This is a genomic window from Mammaliicoccus sp. RAM2, from assembly GCF_045897195.1.
GTDB classification, from domain to species: Bacteria; Bacillota; Bacilli; order Staphylococcales; family Staphylococcaceae; genus Mammaliicoccus; species Mammaliicoccus sciuri.
This window is the reverse complement of record NZ_JBJNWI010000006.1, coordinates 162,367-180,995: the sequence shown is the minus strand read 5'-3', so window position 1 is coordinate 180,995 and position 18,629 is coordinate 162,367. Positions and strand designations below refer to the sequence as shown.

Sequence of the window (18,629 nt, the reverse complement as noted above, 5' to 3'; positions counted from 1 at the left end):
AATCATTATGACAGAAACATTTTACGTAGAAAAGCGTGAACAGCTTAAAGAGAAACCGGATTTTTCAAATTTGGTCTTTGGCGAAATCTTTACTGATTATATGCTATCTATGTCATATAAACAGGGTGAAGGCTGGTCAGAGCCTAAAATAATTCCATATGGGCCGATTACGTTGTCACCAAGTGCACAAGGTCTTCATTATGGACAAACAGTGTTCGAAGGAATGAAAGCATATAAAGATGGTGATGAAGTTACGTTATTCAGACCTGACCAAAATTTCAAGCGAATTAATTTATCTTTAAAAAGACTTGAAATGCCTCAAATCGATGAAGAAAAAGTGTTGAACGGCTTATTACAACTTATTGATTTAGAGCGCGATTGGATCCCAAGTGGAGAAGGACAATCCTTATATGTTAGACCATTTGTATATGCAACTGAACCATACTTAGGTGTGCGTTCTTCTACGGACTACGAATTTTTAGTAATACTTTCTCCAGTAGGCGCTTATTACGGTGATGATCAAATGAAACCAACAAGTATATATGTTGAAGATGAATATGTACGTGCTGTAAGAGGTGGCGTTGGATTTGCTAAATGTGGTGGTAACTACGCAGCAAGTTTAATCGCGCAAACACGTGCTAATGAACTTGGATTTGATCAAGTATTATGGTTAGACGGCGTTGAACAAAAATACATCGAAGAAGTCGGAAGTATGAATATATTCTTCGTCATCGATGGCAAAGTTGTAACACCTGAGTTGAATGGTAGTATTTTACCAGGTATTACGCGTAAAACAGTTCTCGAACTTGCTCGAGAGTTAGGTTATGAAACTGAAGAGAAACGATTATCTATTGATGATATTATAAATGCCCATCATGACGGTCGTTTAACAGAAATTTTCGGGACAGGAACTGCAGCAGTTATTTCTCCAGTAGGATTCCTAAAATACGAAGAAGCTGAAATAACAATTAATAATAATGAAATCGGTCCCGTTACTCAAACGTTATTTGATGAATATACAGCAATCCAAACAGGTAAGAAAGAAGATAAATACGGTTGGAGAGTTGTCGTAGGACAAGAAAGCCACATTGAAATTGTGTAAATAAATTCAATAATAAGAAGAGAGTCTGAGACAGTATCTGTAGCAGACTCTTTTTTAAAGGAGTAAAGTGATGATTAAATGGTTATTATTTGATAAAGATGGGACATTGCTTAAGTTTGATGAAACATGGTCTGAGATATCACTTGTGATGATTAATCGCTTTGTTGAGAAATATCATATAGAGCAACAACAAGCATTACAAGAAGCGTTAGGATATGTAGATGGACAATTTCTATCAAGTGGTATATTAGCATCAGGAACATTAGCTGATATCGTACGTGTGTTTGCAAAATTTGCAGAAAATGCTGATCCAAAAGAAATTGAAGACTGGACAGTACAACTAAGCAAAGATTTAATCGAAGAGTACGAGCCAGAGACCATCGTTATAGAAGGAATGGTAGAAACATTAAAAGCATTTAAAGAGAAATCATACCAAATCGCAATTATAACAAGTGATGATATCGACGGGACAAATCGATTTATTCAAGATGCAGGTGTAAGTCATTTAATAGATGAAAAAATAACAGCATCTATTAACGGTTATCAAAAGCCAAATCCTAAAATGGTAGAAGAATTTTATGAAAAATGGAACGTATCACCAGATGAAATTGTGATTATAGGTGATACACCAACTGACATACAAATGGGTAAGAACGCTCACTTCAAGAAAGTTATTGGCGTTCTGAGTGGTACGGGTAATAAAGAAGATTTATCAGATGCAGACTTTATTTATCAAGATATTAATGAATTTTACGCACAAGAAGCGGAATGGAGTAAATAAAATAAAAGGCCATAAATATGCTTATAACAGCATGTTTATGGCCTTTTTATTATTTTACGCGTGTATAAAAAGGATTAACAAAGAACATTTAAAATTTAAGAGTAATAACATTTGACATATACCTATAGGGGGTATATTATAACAGTGAATCGTATTTGATTTTATTTTTTTAAAAATTTTATACCCCCATAGGGTATAATGAACTGAAAATTTTTCATAATATTTAAATAGAGGTATTAATAAAAGGAGGTGAAATCAATGTATAAAGAATTTATTAAAGTACATGGCATGAGTTGTGGACATTGTAAACAATCTATAGAAAATGCGCTTAATGAATTAGATGGTGTTAATTCTTCAGTAGTGAACTTATCTAAAGGAGAAGTTGAAATAAATTTTGATGAAAATAAAGTGAATTTTAATGGATTTAAAGAAGCAATCGAAAATCAAGGTTATGAAGTTAAAATGTAAATAGAAAAGGCGCATCGATTGATGTGCCTTCAATTAAAAATATAGGTAAAAATATGATTTAAAATTCATTAGCACTCAAACAAAATTATAAAAATACAAGATACTGAATTTGGAGGGAGAACGGATGATTAAACAAGCCGGATTTATTTTGTTATCTTCTAGTCTTGTTTTAGGAGCATGTTCCAATGGTGATAATAATGAACACAATGAACATATGACACATGATAGTGAAGACAATAAAATTCCTAAAGGTATGAATGTTTCAAAAAGTAGTAAATTTAAAAAAGGTGACAATATAACTATTAAAAGTGATCACATGCCGGGTATGAAAAATGCTAAAGGTACTGTTAAAGGCGTATATGATACCTATGCTTATGTTGTGAGTTATGAGCCTACAAATGGTGATAAACGAATTAAAAACCATAAATGGGTTGTTAATGAGGAAGTTGATAAAGCACCTAAAAATGGTTATAAAAAAGGTGATAGCGTCAAATTAAATGCTAATCATATGGCAGGGATGAAAGGCGCAAAAGCTAAAATTGAAAAAGTTTATCAAACTGATGTATATGTTGTTGATTATAAATCTACAGAAGATGGAAAAAAAGTTAAAAATCATAAGTGGATGACTAGCGATGAATTAGATAAAGGATAGTATAAAGAAAGGAGCTCTTTAAATGGATACAAATAAGAAAAGTCATATGAATCACCATGAACATCATAATCATAAAGGTCATGAAGAACATAAAAATCATATGAATCATAATGAACATCATAGTCACGAAGGTCATGATCATCATGGTAACTTTAAGCAAAAATTCTTTATATCTCTTATTTTTGCAATACCGATTATAATTCTATCACCTATGATGGGGTTTGAGTTACCTTTTCAATTTACTTTTACTGGTTCAGATTGGATTGTTCTTATATTAGCAACAATATTATTCTTTTATGGTGGACAACCATTCTTAGCAGGAGCAAAAGATGAAATAAAAATCAAAAAACCTGGAATGATGACATTAGTTGCTTTAGGGATTACAGTTGCATATGTATATAGCTTGTATGCTTTCTATTTAAATCATTTTACGCATACAGAAATGCATACAATGGATTTCTTTTGGGAATTAGCAACACTTATTTTAATTATGTTACTAGGACATTGGATTGAAATGAATGCAGTAGGTAATGCAGGTAATGCACTCAAAAAAATGGCAGAGTTATTACCTAACAATGCAATTAAAATAACTAGTGATGGTGAGCGTCAAAAAGTTAAAATATCTGAAATTAATATTGAAGATATCGTTGAAGTAAAAGCTGGTGAGAGTATACCGACCGATGGGGTACTTATTAAAGGTGAAACATCTGTTGATGAATCTTTAGTTACAGGTGAATCAAAAAAAGTTCAAAAATCAAATGATGATTTAGTAATTGGTGGTTCTATAAATGGTTCTGGAACAATACAAATTAAAGTAACTGCTACAGGAAAGGATGGGTACCTTTCTCAGGTAATGAACCTTGTTAGTCAAGCACAACAAGACAAATCAAGAGCAGAGTTGTTATCTGACAAAGTTGCTGGTTATTTATTCTATTTTGCAATAACAGTTGGTTTAATAGCATTTATAGTGTGGATGATTTTAGGAAATGATATTGATTTCGCTTTAGAAAGATTAGTTACGGTTTTAGTTATAGCTTGTCCTCATGCTCTTGGTTTAGCTATACCATTAGTTACTGCTCGATCAACATCAATTGGAGCACATAATGGTCTTATTATCAAAAATAGAGAAGCTGTAGAAATAGCTCAAAATCTAGATTATGTGATGATGGATAAAACTGGTACATTAACTGAAGGTGTCTTTACAGTAAATCATTATGAAAGTTTTGTAGATCATTATAATGGTAATGAAATTTTAAGCCTATTTGCTGCTTTAGAGAATTCATCTAACCATCCTTTAGCTGTAGGTATTACTGAGTTTGCAAACAGTAAAGATTTAAAATTACCTCAAGCATTTAATGTTAATAATATTCCAGGAGTCGGATTAGAAGGTCAAATTGGTAATAAAAATTTTAAAATAACTAATGTCACTTATCTTGATAAATACAATTATAAATATGATAAAGAACTATTTATCAAATTAGCTAAAGAAGGCAATTCTATCAGTTATTTAATTGATGAAAATGACGTTATTGGCATTATCGCGCAAGGTGATAGAATTAAAGAAAGTTCTAAAAAAATGGTAAAGCAATTAGTGAACAAAAATATAATACCTGTCATGTTGACAGGGGATAATAATGAAGTTGCACAATCTGTAGCTAAAGAATTAGGAATAAATCACATACATGCTCAGTTGATGCCAGAAAATAAAGAAAAAATTATCCAAGATTATCAAAGTAAAGGACGTAAAGTTATGATGGTTGGAGATGGAATTAATGATGCACCTAGTCTTATTAGAGCAGATATAGGGGTAGCGATTGGTGCTGGAACAGATGTCGCTATTGAATCTGGTGATATAATATTAGTTAAAAGTAATCCACTAGATATTATTAATTTTCTTTCTCTATCTAAAAATACAATGAGAAAAATGATACAGAATTTATGGTGGGGAGCAGGATATAATATACTTGCTGTTCCTTTAGCCGCTGGTATTTTAGCTTCAATTGGTATTATATTATCACCAACAGTTGGGGCAATATTAATGTCTCTAAGTACAGTGATTGTAGCAATTAATGCGTTTACTCTAAAATTAAAATAAAAATACTTTAAAAGGCCATAAATATGCTGATAACAGCATGTTTATGGCCTTTTTATTATTTTACGCGTGTATCGATTGAACGGTGTGTCTCAATGACATGCGCAATTTTATCTATAATATGGTTAATGGAATCTGGATCTTCGTATAAGTCATAGTCGTTAATATTTACACGTACAACTGGACATTCTGTAAAACTATTAATCCAATTATCATAACGTGAGAATAATTTTTTCCAGTATGCTTCATCTGTTTCAATTTCCATTTGACGTCCACGTCTTTGGATACGTTGAATGACGTCATTATAGTCACATTCTAAATAGATTAATGCGTCTGGTTTAGGAAAGTAAGGCGTCATAACCATTGCTTCAAATAATTCTCTATACGTCGCATAATCTTCTTCAGTCATTGTGCCTTGTTCTTCGTGCATTTTAGCAAATATATCAACGTCTTCATATATTGAACGGTCTTGAATAAATCCGCCACCATATTCGAACATTCTTTTTTGTTCTTTAAAGCGTTCTGCTAAAAAGTAAATTTGTAGATGAAAGCTCCAACGTTCAAAGTCGTGATAAAATTTTTCTAAATAAGGGTTGTTATCGACTTTCTCAAAAGAAGTCTTGAAGTTTAGTCGCTCGCTAAGTGCTTGTGTTAAGGATGATTTTCCAACACCAACAGTACCAGCAATTGTGATGATAGCATCATTTGGTATGACTTTATTTGTCATGTATAATCTCTCCAATCAAAGGTTGTAATAAGTTTAAGACTTGTTGATAATCTGCGGTGTTATTCACGAAATCTAAATGAGAAGTATCGATTTGAATCGCATCAATTTCATTTTTTACTTCTTCATAAAATTGATTATAGTCACGTTTAAGTTGAGCTAAATAATCATTTTCAATTTGAGTTTCGTATGATCTATTTCGATGGGCAATTCGTTGTTGAAGTACTTCGAGGGATGCATCGAGAAAGATAATTTGGTCAGGCATGCGAATATCTTCAGTTAAGATATCATAAATTCTACTAAATTTATCAAATTCAGTAGAATTTAATGTGTTTTTAGCGAAAATCTTATTTTTAAAGATATGATAGTCGCTCACAATACCGTTAATATTTTCTAAATCGGTTAACTGTTTGTAACGATGACACAAGAAGAACATTTCGGTTTGAAAGCTCCATTTAGAAATATCGTCATAAAAATCACTTAAATATGGATTCTCATCAACAATTTCAAATTCTTCAGTGTAATGGAGCGCTTCAGCAAGCTTTTTCGTTAAAGAGCTTTTCCCGACGCCGATTGGTCCTTCAATTGCGATAAAGGTTTTTTTCATATATATCTCTCCAGATGTTAAAATAGACATACTTATTCTATCACAAATTAAACGGAGTGAAATGTAGCGTGCATGAAAAATATATGAAACTTGCAATTGAAGAAGCAAAAAAAGCTTGGGCAATGGATGAAGTACCGATTGGCGCAATAATTGTTTATAAAGATGAAGTAATTGGCAGAGGACATAATTTAAGAGAACATGATCAAAGCCCTGTAGCGCACGCTGAAATGATTGCGATACAAGAAGCGGCCAAGTACCTTAATTCATGGCGTCTTGAAGAGACAACATTATATGCTACGTTAGAGCCTTGTGTTATGTGTTCAGGCGCTATTGTTATGAGTAGAATTCCTCATGTCGTATACGGCGCGACAGATTTAAAAGGCGGTTGTAGTGGTAGCTTAATGAATTTAATAGAAGATACACGCTTCAATCATCGAGCTACAGTTGAAAGAGGGATACTCGAACAAGAATGTGGTGACATGTTACGAACATTTTTTAAGGAAAAAAGGAGTTTAAAAAAACAAATTAAGCAGAATAATACAGATTCATAGAGATTATTACTGTTATTTGTTAAAATTTATGTTGAATATAAAGAAAAGAGGTTACTTTCATGATTAAGTTAATCGCAACAGATATGGATGGTACTTTATTAAACGCTGCACATGAAGTTTCTAATGAAAATTATGAAGCAATAAAGTATGCACAATCTAAAGGGATAACTGTCGTTATAGCTACGGGTAGAGCATTTTATGAAGCAAACAGTCCAATTGAAAAAACAGATTTAACATTACCATATATTTGTTTAAATGGTGCAGAAGTAAGAGATGAAGAATTCAACATCGTTCATACATCTAAATTAACGCGTCCATTAATCAATAAAATTACAGGCGTCTTAAATAAAGAAGATATTTATTATCAAGTATATACAAACTTCGGTATATATACAGAAGACCCAGAAAAAGATTTAGAAATATACGTTGATATCGCTGAAAAAGCAGGTCAAAAAGCAGATGTTAAAAAAATTCGTGCCAACATTCAAAGTAGAATTGACAACGGTACTTTAAAAACTGTCGATAGTTACGATGAAATCGAAAATAGACCAGGCGAAATCATTTTGAAAATATTGGCCTTCGCGAGTGACTTAACTAAAATTGATAGAGCTAAAGCTGAAATTTCAGAATCAAAAAGTTTAGCTGTATCTTCTTCATCAAGAGGGAATATCGAAATTACGCATTCAGATGCTCAAAAAGGTATTGCTTTAGAAGAAATAGCAAATCAATTAAACATTCCAATGTCAGATGTAATGGCAATTGGTGATAATTTAAATGACGTTTCTATGTTAGAAAAAGCAGGATATGCAGTTGCCATGGAAAATGGTGCACCCGAAGTTAAAGAGATAGCAGATTATGTTACAGACACTAATGAACATAGTGGTGTAGGTAAAGCGATTATACATGCACTCAAAGATTATGACCGCTAAAACATCGTCCAAAAGAATGATTTTCCTATAAATTTGAATTCATAGTTTTTTTGTATGTTATAATGGTCGGTAATGATAATCATTAAAATTTTGAGGTGACAACATTGAAAGTATTACTTATTGTAGGTAGCGCAAAACAATATTCACATACACATGCACTAGCACAATTTGTTCGAGGTAATTTAGAAGAACAAGGTGCGGAAGTAACATTGTTTGATTTATATGATAAACAAATACCGTTTCTAGATGTATCAGGCAAGCATTTAAATGACGAACGCGTTAAAGATAATGTAAATGAATTACGTGAGAAAGCTGAAGACGCCGATGCAATTATTATCGGTACACCAAATTATCACGGTTCATATTCAGGTATACTGAAAAATGCATTAGATCATTTAACGATGGATCAATTTAAAATGAAACCTGTAGGCTTAATATGTAATAGTGGTGGTATGCGCAGTACAGAACCATTATCACATTTACGTATTATTATGAGAAACTTATTAGGTATTGCAGTGCCAGTCCAAATCTCAACACAAGATGCAGACTATGGTAAAACAGAAGACGGCACATATTATGTAGATGTAGATGATATTAAATTACGCGTTAAATTATTTACAGAACAAATCACAAAATTAATACAAAATAACCCGTGGATTGAAACAGAAGAAGTAAATTCATAATAAGAGGAGAGCAATAGCTTAGGCTGTTGCTCTTTTCTTTATAGAGAATGGTGGGAATATCGGGCTGGGGTGAGGAATATGGACCGATATGGAAAATTATCGGTCCAGAAACGAGAAATATGGACCGATAAGAAAAATTAGCGATCCAGAAACGGGAAATATGGACCGATAAAATAAAATATCGACCCGAAAACGGAATACCAACTTATAACAACATCACAAACGACCATAATAATGTATAATTACCTTATTATAATAATATGGACTTTTGATAACTTGATGATTAAGCAATAATAGGGGGTATCACCATGGAATATTCAATAAAGAGAATACCTAACAATGAGGATTTACAAAAGTTATATTTAAGTGTCGGTTGGGATGTATATGTAAAGAATAATGAAGATATGACGGTGCTATTAAAAAATACTTGTTACTTTGTAACTGTATGGGATAATGATCAATTAGTTGGATTGACTAGAATTATAAGCGATGATCATTCAATTGCATATGTACAAGATATTCTTATAGATCCTGATTATCAAGGTAACGGAATAGGTAGCAAGCTTTTAAATATGATTAAAGAACGATTTAATCATGTCAGACAAGTTGTATTAATGACGGACACATCAGAAAAAACTATCAATTTTTATGAAAAGAATGAGTTACTGTCATTAGATAAATATGACTGTACTGCTTTCATGAAGATCAACCAATAGCCCTCCCGCATCCACAACCAAAAAACGGACCGACTTTTCTACGTCGGTCCGTTCTCTATTTAAATTACTTAGTATATTTTAATCTTGCGAACGCATCGTGTTGATGTATAGATTCTTCGTTTCGGCATTCGATTTCAAATCCTTGAATCCATTCTAATTCTACTAAATCAGCTGCTACCAATCTAATTAAATCTTCTACAAATCTTGGATTCTCATATGCTCTTTCTGTTACGGCTTTTTCGTCAGTTCGTTTCAAGATTGGATATAACATTGAACTTGCGTTAGCCTCCATACCGTCTAATACAATATCTTTATAGTTATCTGGTAGGCTTACTTCTGGATCTAAATCAATTAGGACTGTGATAATACCACGCTGATTATGAGCGGAGTATTCACTAATTTCTTTAGAACATGGGCATAACGTTGTTACAGGTACTTCTATACCTAAAGATTTCTTTGTTATTTTATCTTCTGAAACGGATAAGATATATCTAATATCTGCATGACCGACTGCCTTTTGGTTTGTAACTGGGCTAAAGCGGTTAAAGAACCATTTTGCTGTTACATCTACTGATGCAGTATTTTGAATCATTGCAGTTTGTAGTGTATTTAATAATGTTGTTAGATGATCGAAATCTAGTTTTACACCGTTATCATAATGTTTTTCAACACTTTCGATAATACGGCTCATATTAATACCTTTTTCGTCTTGATTTAAACTAGTTGAAAATTCGAAGTTTCCAACTGTTTGAAAATCATCAATTCTTACAGGGTAAATTAAGTTCTTGATACCAACATGTTCAATTTCGAACAGGAAATCTTTCTTAGAGCTTTGTAAATCAGGCATCTTTTCTTTTTCAGTTGGTTTCGTACCTTTAATAGGGTCAACTGAACCGAAATATTTCCAGCGCGCTTCACGTGTTGATAAATCTAATTGTGTCATTCACATTGCCTCCACTATCTATTCAATATGATATGTCCAGAAATGTTCTGTCTTCATCCACATATCTTTAGCCGCTTCACCTTCTTGAGTATTTGAAGCAAGGTTTTGTAACATTGGACCTGTTTGAGACGCATGAGCTTTAAGGACTTTCATCTTGCGTTCTTCGTATCCAGTAATGTCTATATTAATATCCGGTTCTCCTAAATCGCTGTATGTGTCATTACTAAATGCCACAAGGTGTAATTTAGGTCTTGCTGATGCTTCCATACGACTGACTGTTCTTACAACTGATTCTGCAGTTGCTTCATGGTCGGGGTGAACGGAATAACCAGGATAGAATGAAATAATCAATGATGGGTTAAGTTCATCTATTAATGATTTTACCATATTATCTAATTCATCTTTAGGTTCAAATTCGATTGTTTTATCTCTATAGCCCATTTTTCTTAAATCCGTGATACCAATCGCTTCAGCTGCTGCATCTAATTCACGTTCTCTTATAAATGGTAAAGATTCACGTGTAGCAAAAGGTGGGTTACCTAGGTTACGGCCCATTTGTCCTAACGTTAAACACGCGTAAGTTACAGGTGTACCATTGTCCACGAACTTACTTAATGTACCAGATGTTCCAAATGCTTCGTCGTCTGGATGTGGAAAAATAACTAATACTTGTCTTTCGTCATTCATTGTATTCACCTCTTAATCCTTGAAAGGATTGCTACTAATTTCTAAAGTTGCAGCAAGTTGTCCTTCATAATTTAGTCCCGCTATTAATAGTTCGTTATTTTCAGTTACTTCATAATGTGTTAATCCTTGAACATAAACCCAACCATTGTTGTCTAATTTTAAACCAACACGATAAGGTTCTTTATTACCGCCCGTTAAATGTGCGTGTGTAAAAGTAACTTGAATATTTCTTAAAAATGTACCAGCATTAAATACTTTGCTATCAAAATGGTTTGCATAAGCACCATTTGTTGTTTCTACATGGAGATAAACTGGCTTATTTTCATATTCCGATATTAGTGATTGTACTTGATCTACTTGAATTAATTCCATGCCTTTCACTCCTCATAGTATATACTTTACTATTCTACTAAATTCTTGAGTAAATTTATATACATTCTGCTCACAAGTTATGATTTATTGTCTTGAAGTATGACGTCTCTCGTATGCTGATAAAGATTCATATTATCTTTTCGCTCTAACAACATATAACTGACAACATCAATCAAGAAATGTGCTGAAATTTGTGTGTTAATGAATTGTTTATCGTTCACTCTCGTTTGATCAATCGTCATGATGACAATGTCAGAATAAGCAGTCAGTTCACTGCCAGCATAGTTTGTAATCGCAATAACAGTTGCCCCTTGAGATTTAGCAATTTTAGCAGCATTAATCAGTTCTTCTGTCTTGCCACTATTAGAAAAAGCAATTAACGCATCATTTTGATTTAATAGCGAAGCACCAATTTTCATTTGATGCGCATCAGTTACAGAACTTCCAGCTATGCCCATTCTCATCGTTCGATAATAGAATTCAGTTGCTGTTAAACCAGAACTCCCTAAACCTGCAAAAAGCGTTTGACGACTATTAGTTAAAATATCAATCAGTTGATTAATTTTATCGTTAGATATAAATTCACCAGTTTGTTGTATAAGCGTTTGATGATATTCGTGGATTCTTTTAATGAGTGGAACGTTTTGAATATCCGTCTTCTCATAAGTTTGTTGAATATTGAACTTCATATCTTGAAAATGTTGATAGTTCAATTTATGACTAAATCTTGTAATGCTAGAAGTTGATACACCAATTGCATAAGCTAATGAAGTAATTGTTGAAAAATGATCGCCAACTGGATGATCGAGTATAAATCTAGCAATCTTTTCATCAGACTTTGTGAAAAGGTATGAAAATTGTTGAATACGATTTTCAAAATTCATGAAGGACACCTCAATTTATAGAATAAATAACATTATAATTGAAAATATTTTTCAAAACAAATAATAAAGTTGACTATAATTTTCATGGTGTTATATTTAGGGTAAATAAGGAGGTAGGTGTTCGAATGAGTAAAATTTTTGATAAAGCACAGCAATTCGGGAAATCATTTATGTTACCCATAGCAATTTTACCTGCAGCAGGGTTGTTATTAGGTATCGGGGGTGCTTTAAGTAATCCAAACACAATTAAAGCATATCCGATTTTAGACGTAGATTTATTACAGTACATATTTATTTTAATGTCATCAGCGGGGAATATCGTTTTTGCGAATTTACCAGTATTATTCGCAATCGGGGTTGCGATAGGCTTAGCAAGAAGTGATAAAGGTACAGCAGGTTTAGCAGCAATGTTAGGATTCTTAATTATGAATGCGACGATGAACGCATTATTAACGATTACGGATAATGTTGCAGCACCAGAAGAGTTAGCTAAAGCAGGACAAGGTATGGTACTAGGTATTCAAACTGTCGAAACAGGTGTATTCGGTGGGATTATCGTCGGTATTATGACTGCCATGCTACACAATAAATATAACAAAATCACATTGCCACCGTTCTTAGGATTCTTTGGTGGATCGAGATTCGTACCGATTGTAACGTCAATTGCGTCAATCGTACTAGGTGTTATTTTGTTCTTTGTTTGGCCAACGATTCAAGGTTGGATATTCAATGCGGGTGGTCTTGTTAATAAAACGGGTGTTATCGGGACGTTTATTTATGGATTTATATTACGTATGCTTGGGCCATTTGGCTTACACCATATATTCTACTTACCATTCTGGCAAACTGCACTTGGTGGTACGATGGAAATTAACGGGAAAATCATTCAAGGGACTCAAAATATCTTCTTTGCACAATTAGGAGATGCAGATTTAACACATTATTATTCAGGTATTTCTAGATACATGTCTGGTCGTTTTATTACAATGATGTTCGGGTTGCTTGGTGCAGCTTTAGCAATTTACCACACAGCTAAACCAGAGAAGAAAAAAGTAGTAGGGGGCTTAATGCTTTCTGCAGCATTAACATCATTCTTAACAGGTATTACAGAACCACTTGAATTTAGTTTCTTATTCATAGCACCAGTATTATATGTTATCCATGCAATATTTGATGGTTTAGCATTTATGATGGCTGACATATTTAACATCACTGTCGGTCAAACCTTTAGTGGCGGATTCATTGATTATATCCTCTTCGGTGTGTTACAAGGGAATAGTAAGACGAACTATTTATTAGTCATTCCTATCGGTATAGTTTGGTTCTTCTTATACTATGTAACATTTAGATTTTTAATTACGAAATTTAACTTTAAGACACCAGGACGTGAAGATAGTGAAGCTGTGCAAACTGTTGAAGCAAGTGAACGTGCCGAAACAATTATTAAAGGTTTAGGTGGAAAAGAAAACATAGATACAGTTGATTGTTGCGCAACAAGATTACGTGTAACGATTAATGATGAACATTTGTTCAACGAAGATCTCATTAAGACGACAGAATCTAGAGGGGTCGTTAAAAAAGGAACGGGTATTCAAATCATTTATGGTCCGCATGTTACGACTATAAAAAATGAAGTAGAAGAAGCATTAGAAAATCAATAAGGAGTGTTTTTATAAATGTTACCACAAGGATTAATCGTGTCATGTCAGGCTTTACCGGATGAACCATTACATTCATCTTTTATCATGAGTAAGATGGCATTAGCTGCATCTCAAGCAGGTGCTAAAGGTATTAGAGCGAATACTAAAGAAGATATTATCGCTATTAAAGAAGAAATTGATTTACCTGTAATCGGAATTGTAAAACGTGATTATGAAGGTTCAAAGGTATTTATCACAGCAACTTCAAAAGAAGTCGATGAATTAATTGAAAGTGGTTGTGAAGTCATTGCGTTAGATGCGACTAAACAAGAAAGACCAAAAGAATCACTTGAAGAACTTGTATCATATATTAGAGAGAAAGCGCCAAATGTTGAAATTATGGCAGATGTCTCTGATTTAGAAGAAGCCATTCAGGCAGATAAATTAGGTTTCGACTATGTTGGTACAACTTTAAGAGGCTACACAGAATATACAAAAGGTCATGTATTATACGAAAATGATTTTCAATTTTTAAAAGATGTATTAGACAATGTTAACGCAAAAGTAATCGCAGAAGGAAACGTTATTACTCCTGAAATGTTTAAACGTGTAACAGAATTAGGTGTACATTGTACAGTCGTAGGTGGAGCTATTACGAGACCTTTAGAAATAGCCAAAAGATTTATAAAAGAAATAGAGGGATAATTATGCAAATCATAAATTTAGGATCTAAAGAGGAAGCATGTCACTATGTTGCGAATGAGTTATTAAAGCAAATTATTTCAAATAAAAAAAGTGTACTTGGATTAGCAACTGGTGGAACGATGGTTCGTGTATATGAACAACTTGTGAATCTGATTAGAATTAATGAAATTGATTTGAGTGAAATCACGACATTTAATTTAGATGAATATATTGGTATCGATTATGATCATCCAGAAAGTTACTACACATATATGCATGACGTGCTCTTTAATCATTTACCATCTTGGAACGAATCACGTATACATTTACCAAACGGTTCGGCAGAAGATTTAGAAGCAGAAACAAAACGTTATGAAGCATTATTAGATCAAGAAGGACCAATAGATGTTCAAATTCTAGGTATTGGAGAAAATGGCCATATTGGTTTCAATGAACCAGGAACTTCATTTGATAGTTTGACAAGTATTGTTGATTTAACAGAGTCTACAATAGAAGCGAATAGTAGATACTTCGAAACGATTGAAGAAGTCCCAGAGCAAGCAATTTCTATGGGTATTCAATCTATTATGAAAGCTAAACGTATTATACTATTAGCTTATGGACCGAAGAAAGCAGAAGCAATTAAACGATTACTAACTGGTGACATTACGACAGACTTACCTGCCTCTGTTTTGTATAATCATCCTAATGTGGAAGTTATACTAGATAATAATGCGTATTTAAGTGAAGAAGACGACATTTAGAGTAATAAGTCATAGTAAAAATTCACTTGAATGATGATACTCTTTAAAGTACAATTACAACTGAGATTAGCCTCAAGAAATGGCGGGTGGAATTATTGGAAACAATGCGCATTTCATTTAACGATGAAGCGGTTTTAGATTATTGTAATATAATGGGATATCAGTACTATGAAGAAGTACCAGTTCAATATTTATTAAGCGTACTTCGAGAGTTTAATAGTTTTAAGCCATTTATGAGAAATGATACAAAACTTAAACAAATTAAAAGTGAGTTTGAACAGACAGAACGTATTATGACATTAGAAAATTACATCGCAGAATTAGAATGTTTAAATGAAACTAAAGAGGGAGATAATGCATTTTATCAATATCAAATGACATTATTTAAGAACCGTAAAGAAGTGGCGAAAGTCACAGCAGAATTTAGTATCATGAAATCATAATAGAAAAGCTGTACGCATGTGCGTATCGTATTGAATGAAGCCGAGACACGAAATGTTGTCTCGGCTTTTGCTTATATTTGGGTGTTGGGTTTGAGAAGCCCATGTGGTGGACTCTTGTCGTTATTAGCAGTTTTGGCGAGAAGTGCAAATAGTGGGGCTGTTAAAAGCAGTTTTGGCTGAAGGTGCAAATACTGTGTGTCATATTTACAGTTCTGACGCGTTTTGTAATTAAGGAGGTCCATAGTGACACTTCGACCGAGTTTTGTAAATATGGCTATCCTTAGTAACACTTCAGCTGAGTTTTGTAACTATAGACGTCCTTAGTAACATTTCAGCTAACTTTTGTAATTAACGCCCTCGTTATGAACAAGTTTGGCGAGAAGTGTTCACAACGCCCTCGTTATGAACAAGTTTGGCGAGAAGTGTTCACAACACCCCCGTTATGAACAAGTTTAGCCAGAAGTGTTTATAAGAGCCATCAAAATAGTACCACTTCCCTATCACTCCCACAAAAAAATGCCAACAAAGTCTAAGACGTTGTCGACATTATGAAGCTGTACGCACACGCGTACAGCTTTTTATTATACTTCTTCAGTATATACTTCTATTTTTTCGATACGGTTTGAAGCGCCGTGATCTACTGGACCTACGAAGTCGTTCATTTTCCAACCGTTTTTAATAGCTGATGCTACGAATGCTTTTGCATGTATGATTGCATCTTCTGGTGATTCGCCGTTTGCTAAGTTAGCTGTTGTTGCAGCTGCGAATGTACAACCTGCACCGTGGTTATAACTTGATTGGAATTTATCTGTTGATAATAGGACGTGCTTTTGTCCGTCATAATATAAGTCATAAGCTTTATCTGATTCTAAAGCTTTTCCACCTTTAATGACAACATATTGTGCACCAAGTTCGTGGATTTTTTCTGCTGCTTTTTTCATATCATCAATTGAGCTTAGTTTACCTAAACCTGAAAGTTGGCCAGCTTCAAATAAATTTGGTGTAACGACTGTTGCTTTTGGTAATAGTTCTTTAATCATTGCATCAGTATTTCCCGGGTTAAGTACTTCGTCTTCACCTTTACATACCATTACAGGGTCAACTACGAAAATTTCAGCGTCTGCTTCGTCATATGTTTGACGTGCACGTTTAATAATTTCTTCAGAACCAAGCATACCTGTTTTAATTGCATCTGGTCCGATTGAAATAGCTGTGTTTAATTGTTTATCTAGTAAATCAAGAGGTAATGGTGTTACGTCGTGTGACCATGTTTGTGGGTCCATTGTAACGACTGCTGTTAATGCAACCATTCCATATGTGTCATGCTCTTGGAATGTCTTTAAATCTGCTTGCATTCCAGCTCCAGCACTTGTGTCTGATCCTGCTATTGTTAAGACTTTTTTTAATGCCATTGATGATTCCTCCCAATAATTCATATATTTTATCATATCACGTTTTTTAATTGTAAAAAATAGTTATGACCTTTTCTTGAGTGCTATGTTATCATTTTTATTGAGGTGAATAATATGGATTGGCAACAAATATTTCATAAAATAAAATCCGAACATGATTTTTCTGAAATGGAGTCATTTTTAGAAGAAGCATATAGTAGTAAGACGATTTATCCTGATAGAGAAAATATTTATCAAGCATTTGATTTAACACCTTTAGATCATGTGAAAGTGGTTATTCTCGGGCAAGATCCTTATCATGGTCCGAATCAAGCGCATGGCTTAGCTTTTTCAGTACAACCAGACGCAAAATTCCCACCTTCATTAAGAAATATTTATAAAGAACTAGAAGACGATATAGGTTGTAAGAGAACGACACCTCACTTGCAAGATTGGGCTAAGGAAGGTGTATTACTTTTAAATACCGTCTTAACAGTAGAAGCACATCAAGCACATTCACATAAAAATATTGGCTGGGAAATATTTACTGATGAAATTATTAAACATGTTTCCAGTGAATTAGAAGATGTTGTGTTTATACTTTGGGGTAAACCTGCACAATCTAAGATCAAGCTTATTGATACAGAACGCCATCATATTATACAATCTGTACATCCAAGTCCATTATCGGCTTATAGAGGATTCTTTGGGTCTAAACCATTTAGTAAGACGAATGAATATCTTATTGCAAGTGGTAAAGAGTCCATTAATTGGTGTGGAGGTGACATTTAATGATAAGTAGATCACAATTAATTGCTGCAATAGAAGAAGAACTCGTTGCTGCTGACAATGCTTCAACAAATGAAGTCTTTAATCGCCACATGCACGCCATTCATACGTTAAGTGGATTGGTAGATAAAGAAGACGATTTAACGCACGATATTAAAGTAGAACAAAATATTTCTTCAACACCTAAACCAACACCAAAAGCAAAACCACAAATTTCAGATGAAGAAATTAGAAAAATGGGTGGTAAAGTGCGTAACGAACCATCTGTAAATAAAGCAGAAAATCAATTAACAACAGATGATGGCATAGGTAACGGAGATTCAATATTTGATTTTTAAATAAGAAAGGGAGATAACAAATGAAATTATTTATTATAATAGGTGCAATTAATGCAATCATCGCTGTAGCAGCAGGTGCATTTGGCGCACATGGTTTAGAAAATAAATTATCGGCTAAATACTTAGATATATGGGGTAAAGCAACAACATACCAAATGTATCATGCACTCGGTTTAATTTTAATTGGTATCATTATGGGCACAACATCTATTAGTTTAAACGTAGTTGGATGGTTGATGACATTTGGTATAGTATTCTTTAGTGGTTCATTATATATACTTGCTGTAACACAAATTAAAATACTTGGCGCTATTACACCAATAGGTGGCGTATTGTTTATAGCAAGTTGGTTATTACTCGTAATTGCTGTTTGGAAAATTTAATTAAAG

The 18,629-nt window shown here is 33.5% G+C and carries 23 protein-coding genes; 16 read left to right on the top strand and 7 right to left on the bottom strand.

Features of this window, described 5'->3' with window-relative positions:
• The first annotated feature begins 7 nt into the window (after positions 1 to 7).
• The 5 genes from ACJTHF_RS10640 to ACJTHF_RS10620 all read left to right on the top strand — a co-directional run bounded on the left by ACJTHF_RS10640 (position 8) and on the right by ACJTHF_RS10620 (position 5,098).
• The gene (locus ACJTHF_RS10640) at positions 8 to 1,102 is read left to right on the top strand and encodes a branched-chain amino acid aminotransferase (protein WP_058590874.1); all 1,095 of its coding nucleotides are present in this window, start codon (positions 8 to 10) and stop codon (positions 1,100 to 1,102) included.
• 70 nt (positions 1,103 to 1,172) lie between these two features.
• Positions 1,173 to 1,883: an HAD family hydrolase gene (locus ACJTHF_RS10635; RefSeq protein WP_232157360.1), complete on the top strand. Its 711-nt coding sequence runs from the start codon at positions 1,173 to 1,175 to the stop codon at positions 1,881 to 1,883.
• Positions 1,884 to 2,141: 258 nt separating this feature from the next.
• Entirely contained in the window at positions 2,142 to 2,351 is a 210-nt protein-coding gene (gene copZ, locus ACJTHF_RS10630; protein WP_058590872.1) for a copper chaperone CopZ, read from the top strand.
• A 124-nt stretch (positions 2,352 to 2,475) separates the two neighbouring features.
• Positions 2,476 to 3,003, top strand: coding sequence for a YdhK family protein (locus ACJTHF_RS10625; RefSeq protein ID WP_048541378.1), 528 nt, complete (start codon positions 2,476 to 2,478; stop codon positions 3,001 to 3,003).
• Positions 3,004 to 3,025: 22 nt separating this feature from the next.
• Entirely contained in the window at positions 3,026 to 5,098 is a 2,073-nt protein-coding gene (locus ACJTHF_RS10620; RefSeq protein WP_407812617.1) for a heavy metal translocating P-type ATPase, read from the top strand.
• 55 nt (positions 5,099 to 5,153) lie between these two features.
• On the opposite strand, the gene ACJTHF_RS10615 is transcribed toward ACJTHF_RS10620, so the two are convergent.
• Together ACJTHF_RS10615 and ACJTHF_RS10610 are read right to left on the bottom strand one after the other, a co-directional pair.
• Entirely contained in the window at positions 5,154 to 5,822 is a 669-nt protein-coding gene (locus ACJTHF_RS10615; protein WP_048541382.1) for a deoxynucleoside kinase, read from the bottom strand.
• Positions 5,812 to 6,426: a deoxynucleoside kinase gene (locus tag ACJTHF_RS10610; RefSeq protein ID WP_078355016.1), complete on the bottom strand. Its 615-nt coding sequence runs from the start codon at positions 6,424 to 6,426 to the stop codon at positions 5,812 to 5,814. The genes ACJTHF_RS10615 and ACJTHF_RS10610 overlap by 11 nt, the downstream gene beginning before the upstream one ends.
• 68 nt (positions 6,427 to 6,494) lie before the next feature.
• Here ACJTHF_RS10610 and tadA point away from each other — a divergent pair, with 68 nt between their 5' ends.
• The 4 genes from tadA to ACJTHF_RS10590 all read left to right on the top strand — a co-directional run bounded on the left by tadA (position 6,495) and on the right by ACJTHF_RS10590 (position 9,305).
• Complete coding sequence (gene tadA, locus ACJTHF_RS10605; protein WP_325878627.1) at positions 6,495 to 6,977, top strand: tRNA adenosine(34) deaminase TadA; 483 nt, start codon at positions 6,495 to 6,497, stop codon at positions 6,975 to 6,977.
• Positions 6,978 to 7,036: 59 nt separating this feature from the next.
• Positions 7,037 to 7,906 (top strand): Cof-type HAD-IIB family hydrolase, encoded by an 870-nt coding sequence (locus ACJTHF_RS10600; protein WP_048541384.1) that lies wholly within the window; start codon positions 7,037 to 7,039, stop codon positions 7,904 to 7,906.
• Between the two features lie 104 nt (positions 7,907 to 8,010).
• Complete coding sequence (locus tag ACJTHF_RS10595) at positions 8,011 to 8,589, top strand: NADPH-dependent FMN reductase (protein ID WP_048541386.1); 579 nt, start codon at positions 8,011 to 8,013, stop codon at positions 8,587 to 8,589.
• A 308-nt stretch (positions 8,590 to 8,897) separates the two neighbouring features.
• Entirely contained in the window at positions 8,898 to 9,305 is a 408-nt protein-coding gene (locus ACJTHF_RS10590; protein ID WP_048541388.1) for a GNAT family N-acetyltransferase, read from the top strand.
• Between the two features lie 64 nt (positions 9,306 to 9,369).
• Here the strand turns inward: ACJTHF_RS10590 and folE2 are convergent, their stop codons facing one another.
• The 4 genes from folE2 to ACJTHF_RS10570 all read right to left on the bottom strand — a co-directional run bounded on the left by folE2 (position 9,370) and on the right by ACJTHF_RS10570 (position 12,191).
• Positions 9,370 to 10,248, bottom strand: a complete 879-nt coding sequence (gene folE2 / locus ACJTHF_RS10585; protein ID WP_048541390.1) for a GTP cyclohydrolase FolE2 — start codon at positions 10,246 to 10,248, stop codon at positions 9,370 to 9,372.
• A gap of 18 nt (positions 10,249 to 10,266) precedes the next feature.
• Complete coding sequence (gene bshB2, locus ACJTHF_RS10580; protein WP_037589936.1) at positions 10,267 to 10,935, bottom strand: bacillithiol biosynthesis deacetylase BshB2; 669 nt, start codon at positions 10,933 to 10,935, stop codon at positions 10,267 to 10,269.
• Positions 10,936 to 10,947: 12 nt separating this feature from the next.
• Positions 10,948 to 11,307, bottom strand: a complete 360-nt coding sequence (locus tag ACJTHF_RS10575) for a YojF family protein (protein ID WP_025904884.1) — start codon at positions 11,305 to 11,307, stop codon at positions 10,948 to 10,950.
• 77 nt (positions 11,308 to 11,384) lie between these two features.
• On the bottom strand, positions 11,385 to 12,191 hold the full coding sequence (locus tag ACJTHF_RS10570; protein WP_078355017.1) for a MurR/RpiR family transcriptional regulator: 807 nt from the start codon (positions 12,189 to 12,191) through the stop codon (positions 11,385 to 11,387).
• A 125-nt stretch (positions 12,192 to 12,316) separates the two neighbouring features.
• On the opposite strand from ACJTHF_RS10570, the gene ptsG reads away from it, so the two are divergent.
• From ptsG to ACJTHF_RS10550, 4 genes are all read left to right on the top strand, one after another.
• The gene (ptsG, locus tag ACJTHF_RS10565; RefSeq protein WP_084755384.1) at positions 12,317 to 13,852 is read left to right on the top strand and encodes a glucose-specific PTS transporter subunit IIBC; all 1,536 of its coding nucleotides are present in this window, start codon (positions 12,317 to 12,319) and stop codon (positions 13,850 to 13,852) included.
• Between the two features lie 15 nt (positions 13,853 to 13,867).
• On the top strand, positions 13,868 to 14,536 hold the full coding sequence (locus tag ACJTHF_RS10560) for an N-acetylmannosamine-6-phosphate 2-epimerase (protein WP_048541398.1): 669 nt from the start codon (positions 13,868 to 13,870) through the stop codon (positions 14,534 to 14,536).
• A 2-nt stretch (positions 14,537 to 14,538) separates the two neighbouring features.
• Positions 14,539 to 15,279, top strand: a complete 741-nt coding sequence (gene nagB, locus ACJTHF_RS10555; RefSeq protein WP_048541400.1) for a glucosamine-6-phosphate deaminase — start codon at positions 14,539 to 14,541, stop codon at positions 15,277 to 15,279.
• 104 nt (positions 15,280 to 15,383) lie between these two features.
• Positions 15,384 to 15,722, top strand: a complete 339-nt coding sequence (locus ACJTHF_RS10550) for a hypothetical protein (RefSeq protein WP_228065195.1) — start codon at positions 15,384 to 15,386, stop codon at positions 15,720 to 15,722.
• A 581-nt stretch (positions 15,723 to 16,303) separates the two neighbouring features.
• Here ACJTHF_RS10550 and thiD read toward each other — a convergent pair.
• Positions 16,304 to 17,134 carry a bifunctional hydroxymethylpyrimidine kinase/phosphomethylpyrimidine kinase gene (gene thiD / locus ACJTHF_RS10545; RefSeq protein WP_048541403.1) on the bottom strand — a complete coding sequence of 277 codons (831 nt, stop codon included), beginning with the start codon at positions 17,132 to 17,134 and terminating at the stop codon, positions 16,304 to 16,306.
• A gap of 114 nt (positions 17,135 to 17,248) precedes the next feature.
• Between thiD and ACJTHF_RS10540 the strand changes: the two genes are divergently transcribed.
• From ACJTHF_RS10540 to ACJTHF_RS10530, 3 genes are read left to right on the top strand one after another with little or no spacing between them, the layout of a single operon-like run.
• A complete protein-coding gene (locus ACJTHF_RS10540; protein WP_048541405.1) occupies positions 17,249 to 17,905 on the top strand; it encodes a uracil-DNA glycosylase in 657 nt (218 codons plus the stop codon).
• Positions 17,905 to 18,240, top strand: coding sequence for a DUF5327 family protein (locus ACJTHF_RS10535; RefSeq protein ID WP_048541406.1), 336 nt, complete (start codon positions 17,905 to 17,907; stop codon positions 18,238 to 18,240). The genes ACJTHF_RS10540 and ACJTHF_RS10535 overlap by 1 nt, the downstream gene beginning before the upstream one ends.
• A 20-nt stretch (positions 18,241 to 18,260) precedes the next feature.
• Positions 18,261 to 18,623: a DUF423 domain-containing protein gene (locus ACJTHF_RS10530; protein WP_232157357.1), complete on the top strand. Its 363-nt coding sequence runs from the start codon at positions 18,261 to 18,263 to the stop codon at positions 18,621 to 18,623.
• Positions 18,624 to 18,629: the final 6 nt, after the last annotated feature.